The following is an 18,822-nucleotide window of genomic DNA, read 5'->3' as shown; positions in this document are numbered from 1 at the left end:
CGACGCTCTCACCGGTTCTGTCCCGGCACCCACAGCACGTCTGACTTACCACGGTCGTTTGCATAGCGCGCGGCGACGAAGAGGAAGTCGGAAAGCCGGTTGACATACATGACGACGCTTGCGCCGACGACCTCGCCTTCGCTTTTCGTCAAGGCCACGATCAGCCGCTCGGCACGCCGGGCTATGGTGCGCGCCAGATGCAGATAGGCAGAAGCCGGGGAGCCCCCGGCAAGGACGAAGGAGGTAAGCGGATCGAGTTCGCCGTTCAGCGCGTCGATCTCCTGCTCCAGCCGATCGACCTGGGCAGCCACGATTCGCAGCGGTTCGTAGCCGAGCACCTCGTCCGTCGGCGGCGTCGCGAGATCGGCTCCCAGATCGAATAGATCGTTCTGGATGCGCATCAGCATCGCATCGACGGTGGGGAGATCGGCGAGATGCAGGCGCGCGATCCCGATCGCCGAACTCGTCTCGTCGATCGTGCCATAGGCCTCGACGCGCAGGTCGTGCTTCAGCCTGCGCGGTCCCGAGACCAGTCCTGTCGTACCGTCATCCCCGGTGCGGGTGTAGATCTTGTTGAGCTTGACCATGATACCTTGATCTTATCTGCCGCCGCCGGTCAGCCACAGGGTCAGCATGATCAGCCCGACGGCGATCGCCTGCAACAGAACGCGCAGCCGCATCAGCTTGTTGGAGGTGTTGCCGCTGCCGCCCCGCATCATGTTGAACAATCCCCGCGCCAGCACGAGGACGACGAGCCCCATGACGATGAGCGCCAAAATACTCGTAAAACCGGACATGAAATTCTCGTTCTCCCCCCGTATGATCCTCAGTCCAGCGCCCGCATCGCCCGATAAAACAGATCGGCGGGCAGGAGACGCTTCAACAGCGCACCCTGCTTGGCTGGCCTGGTGACCAGATAATGGGGTCGCGGCCGCTTGGCGGTCAAGGCGTGGCGTAGCACATCGTAGACCGCCTCGGGTCCGAGCTTGTGCCGGTTGACCGGGCCGCTGCCATCGAGGCGGGCAAGCTGGCGCTTGTATTCCTTGGCATGCGCGGAGTTTTTCAGATCGATGTTTTCCTCGATCTTTTTCAGCGCATTGGCCGTGAAGCGGGTGTCGATCGGGCCTGGCTCGATCAGGCTCACATGAATGCCGCTGCCGTCGAGTTCCATCCGCAGCGTCACGCTGAGGCCCTCGATGGCGAATTTGGACGCTGTATAGGCGCCGCGATAGCGATACGGGACGATGCCGAGGATCGACGAGCACTGGACGATCCGGCCCGTGCCCCTGGCCCGCATCAGCGGAATGATCCGCCGCGTCAGGTCATGCCAGCCGAAGACATTGGTCTCGAACTGTTGGCGCAGAACGTCGGTCGACAGGTCCTCGACCGCGCCCGGCTGGCCATAGGCCCCATTGTTGAACAGCGCATCGACCCGCCCCTCGGTTGCCCGGGTGACCTCCTCGACAACAGCGGCGATGCTGTCGCCGTCGGTATAGTCCATCAGCAGGGTCTCGATATCCTCGGCGCGCAAGGCCTCGCGATCCTCTTCGCGTCGGACGGTGGCAAAGACCCGCCAGCCGTCCTTCTTCAGCGCGCGCGCCGCATAGGCGCCGATTCCGGAGGAGCAGCCGGTGACGATGATGGTTTTCTGGCCGGTCATGCAGTGCCTCCTTCAAAAAGCGGTTACCCTTCCCATATTCGATTCGGCCTGGCAAACGATCCTGGCCAAGGACAAGGGGATGGAATGCGAGCCGTCGCGAAAACGCTCGTCCGAGTGATACTGGATGCCATTTTTCATTTCAGCGAGGATGATGGCTGGGCGATGGCCAGCCATATCGCGCTTTCGGCCCTGCTGGCGGTCTTTCCCTTCCTGATCTTCGGCGCAGCCATGGCGGCTTTTCTCGGTGCCGACAGCTTCACGGAGACCGCCATCCACCTGATTTTCGACACCTGGCCGGAGGAGATCGCCTCGCCGTTGTCGGACGAACTGATCCGGGTCCTGACCATTCCGCGCGGCGGCCTGCTGACGATCTCGGTGCTGGCCGCTGCCTATTTCGCCTCCAACGGGGTGGAGGCGCTGAGGATCGCGCTCAACCGCGCCTATCGGGTATCCGAGCCCCGCGCCTGGTACATCACCCGTCTCGTCAGCCTCGGCTATGTGCTGCTCGCCGTCGTCGTGCTGGCGTTTCTCAGCACGCTTCTGGTCGCCGTGCCGATCGCGCTGCGTTTCGCCGAGACCTGGTTCCCGCTGATGAAGGGCCTGCTGACGACGCTGTCGACCTGGCGGATCATGGGCACGATCTCCGTCCTCGTCATCGGACTGGTGGTTTCCCATCTCGGTCTGCCGGCCGGCAAGCGGCGGCTGATCGACGTGCTGCCCGGCGTCTGCCTGACGATCTTCCTGTGGATGATCGGCGGCCTGATCTTCACCTATTATCTCGGCAATTTCGCCAATTACGCGGCCACCTATGCCGGGCTGGCATCGATCATGATCGTCATCGTCTTCCTCTACATGATCGCCGTGATCTTTCTGATCGGCGCAGAGGTGAATGCGGCTTTCCTGAAATTCTCCGTCATACCCGCTGCCGTCATCGAACCTGCTGCGGCGGACGGGCTAGAGCCCGACGAGACGGCGGATGTCGAGCGGTGAGGCGCCGGTGTCCCGCAAGGCCGCCAGCCCCGCATCTCCGTTGCTCTTCGACAGCTTTCGACCGTCGTCGGCAAGCACCAGCCTGTGATGATGATAAAGCGGCGCGGGCAAGCCGAGCAGCACCTGCAGCAGCCGATGCACGCTGGTTGCATGATAGAGGTCGAGACCGCGGACCACATGGGTAATGCCCTGCAGCGCATCGTCCAGCACGACCGACAGGTGATAGCTCGACGGCGCATCCGCGCGCCACAGCACGATGTCGCCCCAGGCCGACGGATCTGCCTCGATCTCGCCCCGCTCGGCCTCACCGCTTTCCGTCCAGGCAAGCGGCTGTTTTATCCTGGCAAGTGCTGCCTGCATGTCGAGCCGCCAGGCATGCCGGTCGCCGGCCGCGATCCGCCTGCCGCGCACATTCGCGTCGAGGCCTCTGTCCTCGCCCGGATAATGCGGTGCGCCGTCCGGGTCTCGCGGCCAGGCCGCGCCGACCTGCTCGGCAGCGGCGACCTGCGCCTTCACGTCGCCGCGCGTCAAGAAGGCGGGGTAGGCGAGATCTTCTGCAATCAGCCGGTCGAGCGCCGCACGGTAATGGGCGAGATGCTCGGATTGCCGTCGAACGGGCCCGTCCCAGCCAAGGCCGAGCCAGTGGAGATCGTCCAGGATCGCCCGCTCCAGCTCGGGCGTACATCTGTTGATGTCGATATCCTCGATCCGCAGCAGGAAGTCTCCTTGCTCCGCGGCCGCCATGTCGTGGTTCAGCAAGGCTGAAAGCGCATGACCCAGATGCAGCGCACCGTTGGGGCTCGGGGCAAAACGGAAGCGGGACTTTTGACGGATGTCGGCGATCATGATTTCTTCTGCCACGAAGATCTTCTTTCACCAAGCCGGTACCGTGCGTGACATCCGACCTCCTGACACCCATCCGATCGTCCGCCGACGTGGCGCGAGGCCTGGACGCTCTCATCCTGCGCGATCCGCGCCTCCAGCCGATCAGCCGGCTGACGGGTCCGCTTCCGCTGCGGCTTGCCGAACCCGGCTTTGCGGGCCTTGCCCATATCGTCGTATCGCAGATGGTGTCGCGGGCAAGTGCCGATGCCATATGGCGCCGGCTCGTGGCGGCCACCGGAACGCCGCCGACCGCTGCCGGTTTTGCCGGACTGCCGGACGAGCAGATTGCCTCGATCGGCCTTTCGGGGGCGAAGATCCGCACCTTGCGGCATCTTGCGGCGCGGGATGCAGCGGGCGATATCGACCTCCTGGCAATCGCCGCCTTGCCGGCCGATGAAGCACTTGCCGAACTCGTCGCGCTGCCGGGGATCGGCCCCTGGACCGCCGAGGTCTATCTGATGTTCTGCGGCGGACATCCGGATATCTTCCCGGCGGGGGATCTGGCGCTCCGGGTCGCCGTGCAGCTTGCCTTCGGTCTGCCCGAGCGGCCCGATATCGCCGCGGTCCGCGAAATCGCGCTTTGCTGGCAGCCATGGCGCGCGGTGGCCGCCCGTCTGTTCTGGGCGTTCTATGCGCTGAACACCGGTCGCGAGGCGACCCCCGGGGCCAATCTGTCGCAGGCCTGAAAGCCCCGTATTTATTTGGCTTCACAATCCTGTAACAACGGACCTAATATAGAAGGAGTAGATGACGAATCGATCTAGGAGATGCCCTTGACGATTGCTGTTTCTCCCAGTTCCCTGCCGGCGCTCGTGCTGAATGCCGATTACAGGCCGCTTAGCTATTATCCGCTTTCCCTCTGGTCCTGGCAGGATGCGATCAAGGCGGTGTTCCTCGATCGCGTCAACATCATCGCCGAATACGACCATTCGGTGTGCTCGCCCAGCTTCAGCATGCGTGTGCCGAGCGTCGTCAGCCTGAAATCCTATGTCCAGCCGACCCGCAACCCGGCCTTTACCCGGTTCAACGTCTTCCTGCGCGACCGCTTCCAGTGCCAATATTGCGGAACCCATGACGACCTGACCTTCGACCATGTGATCCCGCGCGCCCATGGCGGCGAGACGACCTGGGAAAATGTCGTGGCGGCCTGTTCGCCGTGCAATCTGAGGAAAGGCAGCAAGCTGCCGCGCCAGGCGCAGATGTTTCCGTCGCAGAAACCCTACCGGCCCACCGTGCACGATCTGCACAACAACGGCCGGCTGTTTCCGCCGAACTACCTGCACGACAGCTGGATCGACTATCTCTACTGGGACAGCGAATTGCAGCCCTAATCCGGCCGACCGCCGTCTCCTGCTCTCAAGGCCGCCCTCGTCAGGCGGCCTTCTGCTTTGCGCCGAAGGCGGCAATGGCTGAAAGTACCAGGCCGGCAATCACGTTCCAGCCGGCAAGCGACAGGCCGAGAATGCGGATCGCCGCATCCGAGCAGCTCGGACCATGGACGTCGTTTAGCTGGCTGAGGATGTCTCCGCCGCCACCGCCTCCGGACGTCGCATCGAAGGTGCAGCTCGACGGTCCGTCCCACCACTTGTATTCCACGCCGGCATGATAGGCGCTGATCCCGGCATCGGCGATCATCAGCAGGGCGATGAGCCCCAGCAAAGTGCGGGTGATCCAGACCGGCAGTTTCAGCATGTGCGAGACCACGGCCAGCACGCCGAGGGGGATCCCGATATAATAGGGTTTCCGCTCGATCAGGCAGAGATGGCAGGGGATATAGCCGCCGATATGCTCGAAGGCGAGCGCCGAGCCGATGACCACGATCATTCCGACCGTGACCAGCAGGGCGGCAAGAGTGCGATTTTGCGATTGCGTCGTGTCCATGGGGCGGGGTTCTCAGTGGGCAAGGAAGCGGTAGGCGAGATAGGCGAGAATGGCAAAGGCCGCCAGGGCAAGGGCGATGCGGCCCATCTGCTTTTCGATGAAATGGCGGATCGGTTCGCCGTAGCGTCTGAGCAGCCAGGCGATCAGCAGGAATCGGGCGCCCCGCGCAAGGATCGCCGAGACGATGAAAAGCACGATGTCGACATGGGCAACGCCGGCCAGGATGGTGACCACCTTGATCGGCGGCAGGTGCGCGAGGCCGGAGGTGACAAGCAGCAGCAGCACCGTCTTGTAGTCGACGCCGGTGCGCAGGCTATCGAAGGCCTCGGCCTTGCCATAGAATTCGAGGATCGGGCGGGCAATCGTCTCGAAGGCATAGTAGCCGAGCATCCAGCCGGCGATGCCGCCGAGCACTGAAAACAGTGTGGCCGTCAACGCATAGCGCCAGGCCCGCTCCGGCCGGGCAAGCGTCATGGGGATGAACAGCACGTCCGCGGGCACCAGGAAGACCGAGCTTTCCACGAAGGCGATGATGGCGAGCCAGACTTCCGCTGACTTGCGAGATGCCAGCGACATGGTCCAGTCGTAAATTCGACGCAGCATTGACGGTTTCCGGTTTGAGCGCACAAGGGTCATAGGAAAGTGGCGGGCTCGTGTAAATCACCCCGCGCTATTCCGAGAGCGCCAGCCTACAAACAATTGCGTGAAATAGAAGGCGGTCAAAAAGCCTGTTGACCATGGCATGGCCATTCGTATAGTCCGACCCGCAGTTTCGATCTCCGAGATCGCTCGGGCCCCATTGGCGGAACTGGTAGACGCGCTCGACTCAAAATCGAGTTCCGAAAGGAGTGCTGGTTCGATTCCGGCATGGGGCACCACCATTTTTTTACGGCATTGATTTTATTTTATAAAATGCCGCTGGTTGTCCAGACGATTTTCGACCCCCCGAAAAGCTGGACACATTTGTTCACGCTTCAGGCCTGCTAAGCGAGGCATTTTTCGTCTGTCGGTGGATGCCTATCGGCTGAGGGTGGACGCTACCTAGAACATTCGATGATGATGGTTGGTTTGGGACAACTCTCGGCGTGATGAAATCGTGGATCGTGCGGCATATACGCATCGTCCATTGTCGTGCCGTTGCCCGCCAACGCTTGCCGCTACTGGAAAATCTAAAATTTCCCGCATTTGATCACAAATGCGTTTGTTGGGTCTGGTTGGATGGAAATAGAAAGATAGCCGCCTTATACGGAGTGCACGCTCAAGGTTTCTGCGACCGCTGCATTTGAGACAAAGCTGTTTTTACGAGCGGCGTCTCATTTTGCACGCAGAGAGAATTCAATTGCGCGTTTTGTCGATAAAAATATGGCTGTCTTGGTCTTATTCATATCTGGCATTTCCGGTGGCTTGACGCCAATTTTCGATTGGGAACGGCTGTCCCGGTGGCGATTTAGCGGACGAGCACTCAGGTGAAAAGCCTGCGGTGCTGAACCATACCGTGTGTGCGACGCCGTATGATTTTGTGGAACTGAAGTTTTTGGTCGTCGCTTCTGAAGAGTATTCGAAATGACGCAAAGCTCCATGGCGCCGGATGGTAAAGCCGTTCCAACTCTCAAATTCTCGACGGCATCTTACGGATTGCACGAGCAGCTTGATGCCTGGCGTGCGTTCAGCAAGGGGATGACCGACATACAGGCGACGGCACCGCATAGGACAGGGTTTCTTGCGAGTTCGGAAGTCTTCCAATTAGGCTCGGTGTTCCTGACCAATTATACGCTTCCTTCCCTGACCCTCGATTATGGCCCAAATGCTATCCGCAAATCACAGCTGGATCATTGGTGCCTCGGCCTTGTGACGCAGGGAAGGCTGAAGGTGGACAGTCACCACAGAGGATTTGGCGCCAAGGCTGGCGACCTTGCGCTTTATTCCTATGCAGCTCCGTTTGCTGGCAAGCTGGAAGGCGCGGAATATTCGAGTCTATTTTTCAGCCGCGATGATTTTTGGGACATCGCGGAGGAACTCGACCGGGCTTCGCACTTGCGGGTGGCGGGACCGATGTCTGGCATCATCGGAGATTTTCTCTTGTCAGTGAAAAACCGGGCACACATGCTAACTGTTACAGATGGCGTGGCCTTGAACGAAGCGTTCGGATCCCTTGTCAGAGCAATGGTGCGTCAGACTCCGGCGAACCTGGAGGCCGCCAAGGCCCCCATAGCGGCCACCCAGTTCGACCGTGTCAGGCGTTTCATAGCTGAAAACCTTAAGTCGCCGGATCTGACGCCCGACATGATCTGCGCACGGCTCGGCCTATCTCGGCGCAATCTGTTCTATCTTTTTGAAAATCATGGCGGTGTGGCGACTTTCATAAAGAACCGTCGATTGGCTGCCTGCCAACAGGCCTTGGCGAAAATAAATGAAGGCAAGCTAATAAGTTCGATCGCCTACGAATACGGCTTCGTCAATCCTTCCTCATTTAGCCGTCAATTCCAGAAACGCTACGGCTTTCGGCCAAGCGAAGCGCGTGACGCTTCGGAGATCGATCAGAGAGGGCCCAATGATGGCGGCAGCACTTTTGTCGACTGGCTGATGCGTGCCTGAGGGGATGCCGCCATCTTAACAATGGCTAATGAGTAAAACTTTAGTGCGTCATTGTCAGGCGAACTAGGTTTCTCGCACGTCGCTTATCCGCAGTAGCGCTCACAACCAGAACGCGTCGAGCAGAGGCGGCTTCACCCACGATTCGTCGTTCAACCAGCCCAATTCGCTCTAATTTGATTGCGATATCTTCCGGCATTAGCTGGCCACCTCCTCGGAGAAGCCCTCTTAACCAGATGAGTTCTTCGTGATTTAGATGGGGAACTGACATCCTCGTCCTCCGTTATTTGAGGCGTGCAGTGTAGCTGCGCCTAAAAGACGTAGATCGTTTCAAATGGGAATTTGAGACCGTCCACGCTTCTTAGGGGGCAACGCTTACCGAGCATAAGTGTTCGATCTTTTCCAAGAGTCTAAGATATAATTTAAGTCCGGAAAATTTCGACTATATCTTCAATTAAGGCCAGCGGGTGGCCTGTCAAAAAGCTGAAGGGCACACAAATGCGGGATTTTCAGGAGTTACCATCTCACCTAGTGAGGCGAATGAACCAAGCATCGGTCTCGATGTTTATAGAAGAGACCAAGGCACAGGGATACGATCTCACTCCCGTTCAATATATTGCGTTGCAGGCTATCGGTGACAGACCGGGTATGGACCAGGCAACGCTAGCCAACAATCTAGCCCATGACCGGGTCACCGTGGGAGGCGTGATCGAGCGTTTAATGAAGAAACAATTAGTCCGCCGCCGAATTAGCCCGACTGACCGACGGGCGCGCGAGCTTTTTTTGACCGACGCAGGCTCTATAATCACTGAAAAGCTCCGCCCCATAGTTCGGCATACACAGGATCTGCTACTTCAGGGCCTCGATGCCAATGAAAGAGAAGCGTTCATGAGTCTCCTTCGAAAGGCGACTGATGCAGTAAACGAGAATAGCAGAGCCCCGCTTAAAGTGACCTAATTGGCGCCTGGATATTCGGTTTAGACGCAAGATTTTAAGTAATTTCTTCCCCTTTTGAGCTTTCGCGGTTATTTCATGGCTTTTGAGGCGGCTTGAAAGGCAGCGTCGCCTGCTATACGAATCAAAGCCGAGATAGTTGTCGAGGAGGGCGCCAATTTTTCTCCTGCAAGAAAAGTAAAGTGCTGGATTTATCTATGATTTCTACATTAGAAATCAATTTTAATTCGGACTTTCGCAGTTGGTAATTCTGAGATGGAGGGCGGCGAAACGTCGCCCTCAGAAATATATGCGAATTATTATTTGTAATCCTGGAAAATGTAAGTACTCTAATTTAGAATATGTGTTTTCTGGAGGGGAAGTATGCCGGGTCTGCTACTCAGGCGCTTGACACAAGCGTCCGCCTCCCTGCTTGCAGAAGAAATGCACAGGCGAGGCTATAACCTTACGGCGGCCGAGTGTGCCGCCCTTCAAACAATCAACGACCATCCGGGCCTGGATGCGAGAAGACTTGCTGACCATGTAGCGTTCGATCGGGCGGATACGAAGTCAGCTGTCGAACGGATAGCGCATGCCAAGCTAATCCGATCCGTGGGCGAAGGAGATGATTTATCACTCTTCGTAACCAATACCGGAAGCGACTTGCTGCAGCAGGTCCGCCCAATTTTACGCGATATGCAGGTGCTGCTGATGGATGGCCTCAATGAGGATGAACAGGCAGCGTTTGTGCGCATGTTGAGAAAAGCTACCAGGGTTATGCCAGACCAGTCACGCGATTGATTTGCGAGCCGTGCCAGCAGTGCTGACTGCTCAGTCTTCCAAAGACGGAATTTCCCCGAAAGACACAATCAACGTCGGTGACGTCATGTCGCCGGTTTCGTTGTCGACCATGACCGAATAGGCCGCGACACCGGGATGTCGCTCAGACATGGCAGTCGCTATCTTCTCGGCGGAGCCGGCGTTGCTTGCCTGTCTGATTTCGCCGGGCGTCATTCCGCCCCTGCTTTTCTTGTAGGGAATGACGATGAATTTCTGCGATAGCATATGCGTTTCCTTGCGCGTCCATACCGGCGGCCTGGATCAAGGGTCTATCAGGAAAGCGAGGGCGTTGTCCGCTTTTGCAATCAGTCGTCGGTGCTTTCGTCCAGCAGAACCATTGCGCTCTCTGCCAGCCGTTTCTGGCTTGCAGCTTTTGTGTAGCGTGTGACTTCCTTGGAGGTCGAGTGGCCGGTGATCGCCATGATCTGTTTCTCTGTCGCACCCCTCTCGGCCAGGCGTGCGGATGCTGCCTTGCGCAAGCCGTGCGCCGAACACTGTTTCAGGCCCGCCTTGTCGCATTGAGCCCGGAACCAGTTGCCGAAACCTGGCGCGGTGAATCCCTTGCCGAACTCGGTGACCAGAAACGTGATCTCGCCGCATGGCGAGGCATCGATCACTTTCTGCAGCCGGGAATGGATCGGGATTTCCAAAGTGACCGGCTTCCTCTTCCTGCCCTTGAACTGGGTGAAGCGCAGGCAGCCGTTGAAGACATGCTGGCGACCGAACAGGATGATGTCGCTGCGGCGCTGGCCGGTGTAGAGCAGCAGCGCCATGGCCAGCCTCGGCTTCGTGCCGATCGGGTGCGTTTCCTCGAAGCGAGCGATCTCTTCCTCTGTCCAGGAATGGAAGCCGTCGCCTTCCTGCGGGAAATACGGCACGTCCCGGGCTGGATTGCTGCTCATCAGCTCGACGTCCGGCTTGCAGGCCCATGCAAAGATGGCCCTCAGGGCCTTGATGCGGCTATTGGCGGCTTCGCGCTTGTCCGCGCGCCGATCGCGCAGCGTGCGCACAGCCCGCGGAGTGATTGCAGACAGCGGTATGTCCTCGAAAATCCGTGTCGAGTCGGGCCGGATCGGCTCCGCCCACATGCGTTCGACCACGAGCTTGCGGACATGGCGCGTGCTCTTGTCCAGGCGCTTGTACTCGGCACTCTGGAAATACTGTTCGCAGAGCCAGCGCAGCGTGCCCTTGGTCGACATCTTCGGGCCGGTTGGCCCGAAGTCGATTTCGCCATTCAAGGCGCGGTAGTACATGGCGTTGAATTCGTCACTGCCCGGCAGGCCGGGGAGCCGAACCTTTCGCTGGCCTCGCTTTCGAAAATAGAACCGCAGCACGCCGTCCGTCCTGTCCTCGACGACGTATTTCCTGGAGAATTTCTTCGACATCAGACCTCCGTCAACCAGTCATCTTCTTCCGGCTCATCTCCACCGGGCAGGCGGACGAAGGCACGGTCCAGCGAAAGGCGATCCCAGACGGTGCGCCCACTGGCCCTTTTCGGTTTGGGCATGGTGCCCTCTCTGATCAGCCGGTCAAAGAGGCTTGTCGATATGCCGACATAGGCTGCTGCCTGCTCACGGGCGAGGCCGCGCGGCGGCAATGACAAGGGCAAGACCTCGGGCCTGTTCGCCTTCATCGTGATATCTCCTCACATTGCGTGTTTGGATGGCTGCTGTGGTCGAAAATGGTCTGTTGGTGTCGGATGCCCTTGCGGCGTGTCCTCAGCGAGGCCTCGAAATCCGCCTGCAGGGATTTCCAGCGGGCGGCGGCGCTCTCGTCGATGTTGAGTTCGCCGCGCGAGCGGATGTTCAGGATCGAACGGAGGCGCGTGGCGATGCGCTCGCGGTCGGAAATGTCGGCGCCATGGACGTCGGCGAGCCATTGGCGAAATGCCGGCTTGTCGCAGGCCATGGCGCATTGCGCGGCATAGTCCTTGCGGCCGGCTTCGCGCTGACGCTTCGCCTGCAACTGCTCTACCTCGCGTTTCAGCCGTCGCACTTCGTCGAAGGACTGTTCGGCCACGAGAATGCAGGCCTCGATATAGTCGCGGCTGTTGAACAGCACTTCCTCGTCATCGACGTGGCAGGGACGCAGGATGGTGGCGATCGGCGCCACCAGTCGGGTGAGGGGATCCCTGGCGCCGATCTGCGGGCGGTGGGCGTTGTGATCGAACAGGCGGGTGTATTCCGGCGACGCAGTCGCGATGCTACTGCGGGCTTTTAGATACAGACTGCGTGCCGTCGCGAGATTCATGGCCGTATCCTGGTCTTGGCCAGCGCATTGGTGTGCATGGTAATGCTGGGAACGGAGACCTGGATGGTGCAAATGCCGCCGGGCACGACGCATGTCCTCTGCAGCACGGTCTTCTGCAGCGGCTTCCAGCTGCGCAACTGACCCGATGCCGGTTTGGGATGGCTATGAGAGATTTCTGTCCGCATCACTTTGTCCAATCCGGTTCCGTCATCAGCCACCGGCACTGAAAGGCGGTCCATTCGGGCCAGCAGATGGACAGCGCTTGGACGTCGCCATCGTTGAAAGCATGTAGAAAAGGACGGACGTTGCGACTGGGGAGTGTCAGCGCGAAGGCAATTGCCGCGCGCACCTCTTCGCCGCGGCCGGACCGGCGGGGTCGCAGCAGGATGGCGAAGGCATAGATTGTCGAGGCCAGCCCGCAGGCGGCGAGAATGGTCGCGGTGACGACACCCGGGACCGTCAGCAGAAAGGGCACTGCCGAATCCTGCACGGCGAGACCGACAACGTCGTCGGCCTCCTGTGCCCATGCCGCGCTTGCCCATAGGTGGGCGACGGCCGTGGGTAGGGAAAAGGCGAGCACGGCGCCGAGGGCATAAGTCAAACGGCGATTGATCGCAGCCTGGCTGCGGGGCAGCGTCTGCAAGGGTGTCATCGGCTGGATCTCGACAGGCCGGCGCGGGATGCGGCGGGTGAACAGGGGAATGCGTATCTGCGATGTCATCAGGGATCTCCATCGTCCGTTCGGGAAACCGCAGCGCTGCCCTTGGAAGGCGGCTGCGGAGACCGGAGCGGATCAGGCGACGCGACGCTCGGTGCCGGCGACATAGAGACGTGCGGCCTCGTCTATGACCGTGTCGGTCAGTTGGCCATCCCGGAGCCCGAACTCGCGCCGGGCTTCCTCACGGGTGGGTCCCTGACCACGCTCCAGTGCGCTGTCGGCAATGCGGCGGGCGGTTTCTTGTTGTCTCGGGGTCATGAGTGTTCCTTAAAGCTTCCCGGTTGACGCGACGGCCGGCACGGGTCCTTTCGAGGAGGGGTAGACCAGCGCCGGCCGCTTTTGCGGTGCCCGCCGAGGGGAGGGGACGCGGCGGGACAATGTGGAAATTAAATCCATAAAGTTAAAACGTCAATCTAAATTGGAAATAAAATCCATTCTCTATTTTTGACTCGACTCGGCCGCTTGATGCTCGCAAACAGGAACAGACGGAGAACATGTTCTATGTATAATTTTACGTGTAAGGCTAATTACGAGCTCCACATACGATGCGAAAATTGCATGAGGGAGGCCTCGCGCATCGTTAGCGTTCCTCAGGTCGATGATGCGCCTGAGGATGTAGAAGAGTTGCTAGGGAGCGGATTGCTCGCCAACCTACGCTTCAAGTGCTCGCATTGTGACAGTGCTATTGGGCGGGTCTTCGCTGTGACGCGCTAGCTAAAGCGGCAGATCGTTGACGATGCGGCGGACTAGCCCGATCACCTCGACGTGGCTTCCGTCGTCGGCATCTATATCGTTCGGCACGATGATCGGCTTGTGTTTGGTGTTCGTCGAGCGTGGATGAAATTCTGTACGGTCTTTGTAAATTTCGACCTGCTTTATTGACCATTCTCGTATATGCCCGCCGCCGAGCGTTCTCTCGATAACAACGACCATTCCGTCTCGCAGGGGCATCTCTTGAGCGGTGTCTTCATAGGCGACGCAGATAGCGCGATCACCTGGTAGGATCGGACGGGGTTTCAGATCGTTCATTGAGTCGCCCGACACATCAAACGCCATTAGGCGTGCATTCGGAAAGCGGTCGTCTGCGGGCATCGACAAAACAATGCGCTCTGACTGGTCGAATTGATCAACCTCGCGAAAGGCGCCGGCCTCAACCCGCCCGGCAACAATTACCGAAACAAGCCGGCTAGGGGAGGGGTGTGCCTCGGTATCCTCCGCCCCTATTCCTTCACGTAGCCAGATCGCACTGACGCCTAGGGTTTCGGCGAGAGTCGATAGGATGTTGCCACGTGGTTGGCTAATATCGCCACGAAGGTACTTGTTGATGCTGTCATAGTTGATGCCGGAACGGCGCGCGAGTTCCGCCTTGCTCCATTGGAGCTCTTCACGCTTTTTTTCTAGTCGTTCCCACCATTCTGTCATGCCGGCCATCATAATTTCGGAAAAAAAATCAGGTTTGGATTTCTTTGAGTTGTTTGTGGATTTTAAATCCATTAAAGGAGACTGCATGAATGAGCCTCCGACCATATCCACGATCATCGCCGAAGCTGGCGGCCCGTCGTCAATTGAGCGTCTCGCGATTGCCAGCAATGCAAAGATCTCGCGCGATGCCGTCTATAAGTGGGCGAAGACCGGTATACCGGATCGTCATTGGTCAATCATCCTCGCACTTACGGCTTATGGGGCTGACGACTTGTATCGCGCGAACTGTGCCGCGCGCCGAAAGGGCGAGGTTGTAGATCAGACTATTCTGCCAGAGTCGGCCCAATGACCGGCCCCCTTTCCACTCCCTTCCCGCTGACACCCGGGCCGCACTCCCGCGGCGGGATTGGCCTTGCCGTCTCTGCGCCTTTCCTCGTGCGGTGCGGGGACGGCAAGGATTTTTCATTCTCCTCACGGCGACGAGCCTTCGGACGGGGCACGGCGCCCTCTCAGGGGCTTTATGTGCGAAATGGCGGACCGCTCCGGCGGTTTTTTCCCTGGGATTGGGCATGCGGTCCTCCTTGATCTGATGGGCCGAGCCTAAGCCGGGCTCGCGCGGTTCTCACGGAATCCTTTCGCTTTTCTCTTTCCTTGACCTAACTCAGGGGTGCTTTCGTGCGCACTGTTTCCGACATCGAAATCCGCAGCCTGAAGGCTTCGACCGAGGCTGCCTATACGCTGGGCGGCGGCGTGACGGCGTTTCCGCTGATGACGCGCGTCAATGTCTCGACGCTTTCGAAATATGCGTCTTTCAATGACGAGTATGCCGAAAAGCTGATCCCGATCGATGTTGCCATCGAGGCGGACCGGCGGGCCAAGAGCCCGGTGATCCTTTCCGCGATGGCGCAGGTTCTGAGCTACCAGTTGGTGCCGCTCGCGTCGCGCGCGCAACTGGCGGCGGAACTGAGCGAATCGGATGCGCTGCTGATCATGGACGAGGCGACGGATCTCTGGCGCCTGGCGCGAGCGGCCTTTGCCGACGGACGGATCGACGGCTTCGAGCGCCGCGAACTGTTGCGCAAGCTGCGGCAGCTGATGCGGGCCGTGCACTTCGTCATCGATAAACTGAGCGAAGAGGGTTGAGCCGATGAATGCGCTTGCCCGTGTTGACCACGGCACATCCGTCGATCTTCTCGCGACGCTTCGGCATGCGCGGGCGCTGCTCGACGACGGCGATCTGGCGGCGGCGCGTATGCTGGCGATCGGCGCCTATGACGAGGCGAAAGCAGCGGCCGGCTACGCGGAGAAGGTGCATGCGTCGCATCGCTTGATCGAGACGTCGAGGCAGATGCAGGCCGATGCGCTGCTGATCGAGAAGCACGCCGAGATCCGGATCGCGGACGCCGTTGACGAGGCGCAGGCCAGTGGAAAGTTGGCACGTGTCGGGCGCCCCAAAATGTCCGAGGGCGCGGACAATTTCTCGCTTGAGGACATCGGGCTGGATCGCCGGCGGCTGGTCGAGCTGCGAAAGCTCAGGAATGCCGAGCGCGCGGGGCCGGGTTTCATCGACCGCATCATCAAGGCGCAGCTCGCGCAAGGGCTGGAGCCGAGCCGGGCCAGTCTGAAAAAGGCGGCGGCGCATGCGATCGGCACGAAGACCGCAACGAAAGAGGCGCGCGGCGAGGATCTCTACGAGACGCCGATCGAGGCGATCCGCACGCTGTTGGCGCTGGAAAGCTTCGGACTGAATGTGCTGGAACCGAGCGTCGGCAAAGGCGCGATCCTGCGGCCGCTGGAAGACGCCGGCTACCGGGTGGCGATCTCGGATGTCGTCGCTCGTGGGATCGAAACCAGGGATGGCACGCGCCAGGCGGTTGGGGACTTCCTGCTGTCTGTTGGCCTCAGCAAGCTCTGGTCAGTCGGTCCCGATATCGTGACAAACCCGCCCTATGGCGTGGCCAATGCCTTTATCGCCCATGCGCTGCGTGAGCACCGGCCGAACAAGATGGCGATGCTGCTCAACAGCAATTTCATGTTTGGTTTCGAGGACGATGACCGGCGGTTCGTCATGGACGAGCATCCGCCGAGCCGGATCTATGTGCTGACACGGCGCCTGCCGATGATGCACCGGGACGGATGGGACGGGCCGAAGGCATCGAGTCAGATGAATTGCGCCTGGTTTGTCTGGGAACGCAATCACGACGGCAGCTACGGCGAAGGCTATCCGCGGATCATTCGGGTGGACTGGAAAGCCTATGAGAGCGCTGACCCTCTGCTGCCGGGTGCCGGCGGTCATGTGCCGCCGATCGGTTTCAGGCCTGCGGACGAGTTTGCGCGGGAGACGCCGCGCAGGACACCTCGGGAACGGGCAGAGGCCACGCGACAGCAGGCGCTTGCCTGGATGGCGGGGCAGGTGGTGTTTGACGCGGTCAGTTTGCGCCGTGGCTTCGGCACCAGTTCCAGCGTGGCGACCGCGCTGATCGAAGCACTGCTTGATGAGGGGCTGCTAGGGGCGACCGAGGGCGGCTATCGGCTGCGACAGGCGGTGACGTCATGAGTTCGCCGTTTGCACTTCGCTATGACGCGGCCGAGCTCGCGACCTTTCTGCGTGCCGAGATCCTTCATGCCGGTGACTTCGCGGCGCGGTGGTCTCATGTGCGGCGCCATGACGACGTCGATCGACGCAATGCCGAGAAGGGCGAGCGCGCCCGCGTGATGCGGGAGGCGCAGATTTCCAGAGAAATTTTCGACAGGGCATGGCTTGGCCAGCCCGTTTCACCCGCCGACGCGCACCGGATCTGGGACGCGCTCGGCATGGATCCGGCAATCCGGCTTTTCCAGGAGACAGACCGTTGAACGAGAAAATGCCGCTCTTCGAGCAGCTCGACGCACTGGGTGACGATGCGGAAAGGGCCGACTGGCTCTGGCGGATCTCGCCGGCGTTGCTGCTGACCTATCAGGCGACAATCAAGGCGCGGTTTCGGGCGCGGGACTGGCCGGAGGCTCTGGCTTTTATAGACGCGCGCCTGACGGCGCTACGGCGCAACGCCGACGAGCACGGATGGTTTGCGCTGGCGGCTTACGAGATGTGCGAGGCGGCGCGGGTGCGGTTGGCGGAAAGCGTGGCCGGGAGGGCGGGGCGATGAAAGGTCAATCGCTAACCGATCTTGGGCAATATATCAGGATGACGGTCCAAGGCCTTGTTGAATTCGGTCCTTGCGGTCCCCGCATCCAGCGTTCCGGCCACCGCGGCATTGCAAGCCAGCAAGGCAGCTCCGTAGGCATCATCATGCGGCCCCGGCCATTCCTCCGTCAGAAATGCCAACGCTTCAAGCGGGCTGGAGATTGTCCGCTTTGCAAGGGGATCGACGCCGACATCGACCGGCGCGTTCCAGCGTGGAATTGCCATGGCTCGCTCTCTTTCGTTGGGATCGAGGGCAAAACTTACTTGCTAAGGGAGGCAGAGTTCAACACGCAGTTTTTCGGGGACGTAGAATGAGCATTCTGATCATGTCCCGCATGTTCAAGGCGTCACTCGGCTCTTCTAGCCGGAAGATTATGGCCCTGCGCCTAGCGGATTTTGCCGACGACGACGGGCGCGGGATCTGGCCGACGGTGGCACGGCTGTCGCGTGAAACGGAACTTTCAGAGCGTACCGTGCAGCGGATTCTCGCAGATTTCGTCGAGGAAGGTCTGCTCGTCGTCGTGCAGGAGGCTAGCGGCCGACCGGGGCAGGCGACCCGCTATGATTTCGACATCGCGGTCGTCGAAAAGTTAGAAGAAGGTAAGGGGAGGGGTGACACCATGTCACCCGTTGACGGGGGTGAGACGGGTGACACTGACGACGATAGGGGTGACATTGACGACAGAGACGGGTGTCACCATGACACCCGAACCGTAATAGAACCATTAGTAGAACCGTTAATGGAGAGAGAGGCGCGCGGAAGCGATGGCTCGAAGGAACGTCGGAGAGCGATCGAGAAAGCGTTTTGGCGAACGATCAAGGGCTGGCCCGGGTTCGACGGCATGCCGAAGGAAAACTCCAAGCGGGAATGGTTCAAACTGACTGCCGAGGAACGGTCTCTTGCTGAACAGCGCCGTGATGCATGGATCGCGCTCCTGCGTTCGCAAAAGAAATCTCATACGCCAGCGCCGTCGACGTATTTTGCAGAAAAGCTTTTCAACGACGTGGCAGCTGCTGCGGTGCCGTCTGAGAGCACGCAGGTCCACAAGGCAATGACCAAGGCTTGGTTTGCGAGCTTCCTTGCCGAATTTTCCAAGCCGATGTCGACGAAATGGCCGGCGCCGAACGCTTTTGATCAGCGGCAGATGCACAACGCGGAATTTGCCGCCGAATATAGGCGCAGGCGGCAGATGAGCCATGGCTGGCCGAGGGCGAAAGCCATGGCTGACGATCCGCGTGCAACCTCGGTGCTTGCGCAGGTCGAAGAGCTTTCGCAGGCCTTCGTCTCGATCGAGCGCGAGAGCCGCGAGTGGCTGAATTGGAAAGCGTATTTCGAGCAGATGGCGTGGCCCTGGCCAGTGTCGAGTTTCAAATACTGGTTCCTGCCACCGGGAAGCCCCGACGAGGCAATGTGCACCTATCTGGCGAATTTCAACGATGGCACGAGCGAAGCGGCGGAGTGAGGCG

Annotated in this window: 27 protein-coding genes and 1 tRNA gene; 13 read left to right on the top strand and 15 right to left on the bottom strand. The window is 59.8% G+C overall.

The window, feature by feature from the left end:
- Nucleotides 1–8: 8 nt before the first annotated feature.
- From J2Z17_RS17885 to J2Z17_RS17875, 3 genes are read right to left on the bottom strand one after another with little or no spacing between them, the layout of a single operon-like run.
- Nucleotides 9–587: a cob(I)yrinic acid a,c-diamide adenosyltransferase gene (locus J2Z17_RS17885; RefSeq protein ID WP_209947006.1), complete on the bottom strand. Its 579-nt coding sequence runs from the start codon at nucleotides 585–587 to the stop codon at nucleotides 9–11.
- Nucleotides 588–599: 12 nt separating this feature from the next.
- Complete coding sequence (locus J2Z17_RS17880; RefSeq protein WP_209947005.1) at nucleotides 600–797, bottom strand: twin transmembrane helix small protein; 198 nt, start codon at nucleotides 795–797, stop codon at nucleotides 600–602.
- Between the two features lie 29 nt (nucleotides 798–826).
- Nucleotides 827–1,660, bottom strand: coding sequence for an SDR family oxidoreductase (locus J2Z17_RS17875; RefSeq protein WP_209947004.1), 834 nt, complete (start codon nucleotides 1,658–1,660; stop codon nucleotides 827–829).
- A gap of 84 nt (nucleotides 1,661–1,744) precedes the next feature.
- Between J2Z17_RS17875 and J2Z17_RS17870 the strand changes: the two genes are divergently transcribed.
- Nucleotides 1,745–2,650, top strand: a complete 906-nt coding sequence (locus tag J2Z17_RS17870; protein WP_209947003.1) for a YihY/virulence factor BrkB family protein — start codon at nucleotides 1,745–1,747, stop codon at nucleotides 2,648–2,650.
- Here the strand turns inward: J2Z17_RS17870 and gluQRS are convergent.
- Entirely contained in the window at nucleotides 2,615–3,496 is an 882-nt protein-coding gene (gene gluQRS / locus J2Z17_RS17865) for a tRNA glutamyl-Q(34) synthetase GluQRS (RefSeq protein ID WP_209947135.1), read from the bottom strand. The genes J2Z17_RS17870 and gluQRS overlap by 36 nt on opposite strands.
- A 47-nt stretch (nucleotides 3,497–3,543) precedes the next feature.
- Between gluQRS and J2Z17_RS17860 the strand changes: the two genes are divergently transcribed.
- Nucleotides 3,544–4,221 carry a DNA-3-methyladenine glycosylase family protein gene (locus J2Z17_RS17860; protein WP_377300140.1) on the top strand — a complete coding sequence of 226 codons (678 nt, stop codon included), beginning with the start codon at nucleotides 3,544–3,546 and terminating at the stop codon, nucleotides 4,219–4,221.
- Between the two features lie 87 nt (nucleotides 4,222–4,308).
- Nucleotides 4,309–4,866 (top strand): HNH endonuclease, encoded by a 558-nt coding sequence (locus tag J2Z17_RS17855; protein ID WP_209947002.1) that lies wholly within the window; start codon nucleotides 4,309–4,311, stop codon nucleotides 4,864–4,866.
- A 40-nt stretch (nucleotides 4,867–4,906) separates the two neighbouring features.
- On the opposite strand, the gene J2Z17_RS17850 is transcribed toward J2Z17_RS17855, so the two are convergent.
- Together J2Z17_RS17850 and J2Z17_RS17845 are read right to left on the bottom strand one after the other, a co-directional pair.
- Nucleotides 4,907–5,416 (bottom strand): disulfide bond formation protein B, encoded by a 510-nt coding sequence (locus J2Z17_RS17850; RefSeq protein ID WP_209947001.1) that lies wholly within the window; start codon nucleotides 5,414–5,416, stop codon nucleotides 4,907–4,909.
- Between the two features lie 12 nt (nucleotides 5,417–5,428).
- Nucleotides 5,429–6,019 carry a YqaA family protein gene (locus tag J2Z17_RS17845; protein ID WP_209947000.1) on the bottom strand — a complete coding sequence of 197 codons (591 nt, stop codon included), beginning with the start codon at nucleotides 6,017–6,019 and terminating at the stop codon, nucleotides 5,429–5,431.
- Nucleotides 6,020–6,209: 190 nt separating this feature from the next.
- Here J2Z17_RS17845 and J2Z17_RS17840 point away from each other — a divergent pair.
- The 4 genes from J2Z17_RS17840 to J2Z17_RS17825 all read left to right on the top strand — a co-directional run bounded on the left by J2Z17_RS17840 (nucleotide 6,210) and on the right by J2Z17_RS17825 (nucleotide 9,742).
- A tRNA-Leu gene (locus tag J2Z17_RS17840) sits at nucleotides 6,210–6,294 on the top strand.
- A gap of 685 nt (nucleotides 6,295–6,979) precedes the next feature.
- Nucleotides 6,980–8,011, top strand: a complete 1,032-nt coding sequence (locus J2Z17_RS17835) for a helix-turn-helix domain-containing protein (RefSeq protein ID WP_209946999.1) — start codon at nucleotides 6,980–6,982, stop codon at nucleotides 8,009–8,011.
- 537 nt (nucleotides 8,012–8,548) lie between these two features.
- A complete protein-coding gene (locus J2Z17_RS17830) occupies nucleotides 8,549–8,965 on the top strand; it encodes a MarR family winged helix-turn-helix transcriptional regulator (RefSeq protein ID WP_245224195.1) in 417 nt (138 codons plus the stop codon).
- 360 nt (nucleotides 8,966–9,325) lie between these two features.
- Nucleotides 9,326–9,742: a MarR family winged helix-turn-helix transcriptional regulator gene (locus tag J2Z17_RS17825; protein WP_209946997.1), complete on the top strand. Its 417-nt coding sequence runs from the start codon at nucleotides 9,326–9,328 to the stop codon at nucleotides 9,740–9,742.
- Between the two features lie 30 nt (nucleotides 9,743–9,772).
- Here the strand turns inward: J2Z17_RS17825 and J2Z17_RS17820 are convergent, their stop codons facing one another.
- The 8 genes from J2Z17_RS17820 to J2Z17_RS17785 all read right to left on the bottom strand — a co-directional run bounded on the left by J2Z17_RS17820 (nucleotide 9,773) and on the right by J2Z17_RS17785 (nucleotide 14,258).
- The gene (locus J2Z17_RS17820) at nucleotides 9,773–10,006 is read right to left on the bottom strand and encodes a hypothetical protein (RefSeq protein ID WP_209946996.1); all 234 of its coding nucleotides are present in this window, start codon (nucleotides 10,004–10,006) and stop codon (nucleotides 9,773–9,775) included.
- 80 nt (nucleotides 10,007–10,086) lie between these two features.
- Nucleotides 10,087–11,166: a tyrosine-type recombinase/integrase gene (locus tag J2Z17_RS17815; RefSeq protein WP_209946995.1), complete on the bottom strand. Its 1,080-nt coding sequence runs from the start codon at nucleotides 11,164–11,166 to the stop codon at nucleotides 10,087–10,089.
- Entirely contained in the window at nucleotides 11,166–11,414 is a 249-nt protein-coding gene (locus tag J2Z17_RS17810) for a helix-turn-helix transcriptional regulator (protein ID WP_209946994.1), read from the bottom strand. The genes J2Z17_RS17815 and J2Z17_RS17810 overlap by 1 nt, the downstream gene beginning before the upstream one ends.
- A complete protein-coding gene (locus J2Z17_RS17805) occupies nucleotides 11,411–12,031 on the bottom strand; it encodes a hypothetical protein (RefSeq protein ID WP_209946993.1) in 621 nt (206 codons plus the stop codon). The genes J2Z17_RS17810 and J2Z17_RS17805 overlap by 4 nt, the downstream gene beginning before the upstream one ends.
- Nucleotides 12,028–12,216 carry a hypothetical protein gene (locus tag J2Z17_RS17800; protein ID WP_209946992.1) on the bottom strand — a complete coding sequence of 63 codons (189 nt, stop codon included), beginning with the start codon at nucleotides 12,214–12,216 and terminating at the stop codon, nucleotides 12,028–12,030. The genes J2Z17_RS17805 and J2Z17_RS17800 overlap by 4 nt, the downstream gene beginning before the upstream one ends.
- Nucleotides 12,216–12,752: a hypothetical protein gene (locus tag J2Z17_RS17795; protein ID WP_209946991.1), complete on the bottom strand. Its 537-nt coding sequence runs from the start codon at nucleotides 12,750–12,752 to the stop codon at nucleotides 12,216–12,218. The genes J2Z17_RS17800 and J2Z17_RS17795 overlap by 1 nt, the downstream gene beginning before the upstream one ends.
- 72 nt (nucleotides 12,753–12,824) lie before the next feature.
- Nucleotides 12,825–13,007 carry a hypothetical protein gene (locus tag J2Z17_RS17790; RefSeq protein WP_209946990.1) on the bottom strand — a complete coding sequence of 61 codons (183 nt, stop codon included), beginning with the start codon at nucleotides 13,005–13,007 and terminating at the stop codon, nucleotides 12,825–12,827.
- Nucleotides 13,008–13,463: 456 nt separating this feature from the next.
- Nucleotides 13,464–14,258, bottom strand: a complete 795-nt coding sequence (locus J2Z17_RS17785; RefSeq protein WP_209946989.1) for a LexA family transcriptional regulator — start codon at nucleotides 14,256–14,258, stop codon at nucleotides 13,464–13,466.
- On the opposite strand from J2Z17_RS17785, the gene J2Z17_RS17780 reads away from it, so the two are divergent.
- The 5 genes from J2Z17_RS17780 (at nucleotide 14,257) to J2Z17_RS17760 (ending at nucleotide 17,317) form a co-directional block, all read left to right on the top strand.
- Nucleotides 14,257–14,520, top strand: a complete 264-nt coding sequence (locus tag J2Z17_RS17780) for a carph-isopro domain-containing protein (RefSeq protein WP_209946988.1) — start codon at nucleotides 14,257–14,259, stop codon at nucleotides 14,518–14,520. The genes J2Z17_RS17785 and J2Z17_RS17780 overlap by 2 nt on opposite strands.
- Before the next feature lie 326 nt (nucleotides 14,521–14,846).
- Nucleotides 14,847–15,314, top strand: a complete 468-nt coding sequence (locus tag J2Z17_RS17775) for a phage regulatory CII family protein (protein WP_209946987.1) — start codon at nucleotides 14,847–14,849, stop codon at nucleotides 15,312–15,314.
- Between the two features lie 109 nt (nucleotides 15,315–15,423).
- Nucleotides 15,424–16,728, top strand: coding sequence for a hypothetical protein (locus J2Z17_RS17770; protein ID WP_209946986.1), 1,305 nt, complete (start codon nucleotides 15,424–15,426; stop codon nucleotides 16,726–16,728).
- Entirely contained in the window at nucleotides 16,725–17,027 is a 303-nt protein-coding gene (locus J2Z17_RS17765) for a hypothetical protein (RefSeq protein ID WP_209946985.1), read from the top strand. Before J2Z17_RS17770 ends, J2Z17_RS17765 begins: the two co-directional genes overlap by 4 nt.
- Nucleotides 17,024–17,317, top strand: a complete 294-nt coding sequence (locus tag J2Z17_RS17760; RefSeq protein ID WP_209946984.1) for a hypothetical protein — start codon at nucleotides 17,024–17,026, stop codon at nucleotides 17,315–17,317. The genes J2Z17_RS17765 and J2Z17_RS17760 overlap by 4 nt, the downstream gene beginning before the upstream one ends.
- Before the next feature lie 11 nt (nucleotides 17,318–17,328).
- Here the strand turns inward: J2Z17_RS17760 and J2Z17_RS17755 are convergent, their stop codons facing one another.
- Nucleotides 17,329–17,580 carry a DUF982 domain-containing protein gene (locus tag J2Z17_RS17755; protein WP_209946983.1) on the bottom strand — a complete coding sequence of 84 codons (252 nt, stop codon included), beginning with the start codon at nucleotides 17,578–17,580 and terminating at the stop codon, nucleotides 17,329–17,331.
- Between the two features lie 86 nt (nucleotides 17,581–17,666).
- Between J2Z17_RS17755 and J2Z17_RS17750 the strand changes: the two genes are divergently transcribed.
- Nucleotides 17,667–18,818: a helix-turn-helix domain-containing protein gene (locus J2Z17_RS17750; protein ID WP_209946982.1), complete on the top strand. Its 1,152-nt coding sequence runs from the start codon at nucleotides 17,667–17,669 to the stop codon at nucleotides 18,816–18,818.
- Nucleotides 18,819–18,822 lie beyond the last annotated feature (4 nt).

The sequence above is a fragment of the Heterorhizobium halophytocola genome, from assembly GCF_017873095.1.
In the GTDB taxonomy this organism is placed as follows: Bacteria; Pseudomonadota; Alphaproteobacteria; order Rhizobiales; family Rhizobiaceae; genus Allorhizobium; species Allorhizobium halophytocola.
The sequence above is the reverse complement of the archived record's forward strand: the minus strand, read 5'-3'. Positions and strand labels throughout refer to the sequence as shown.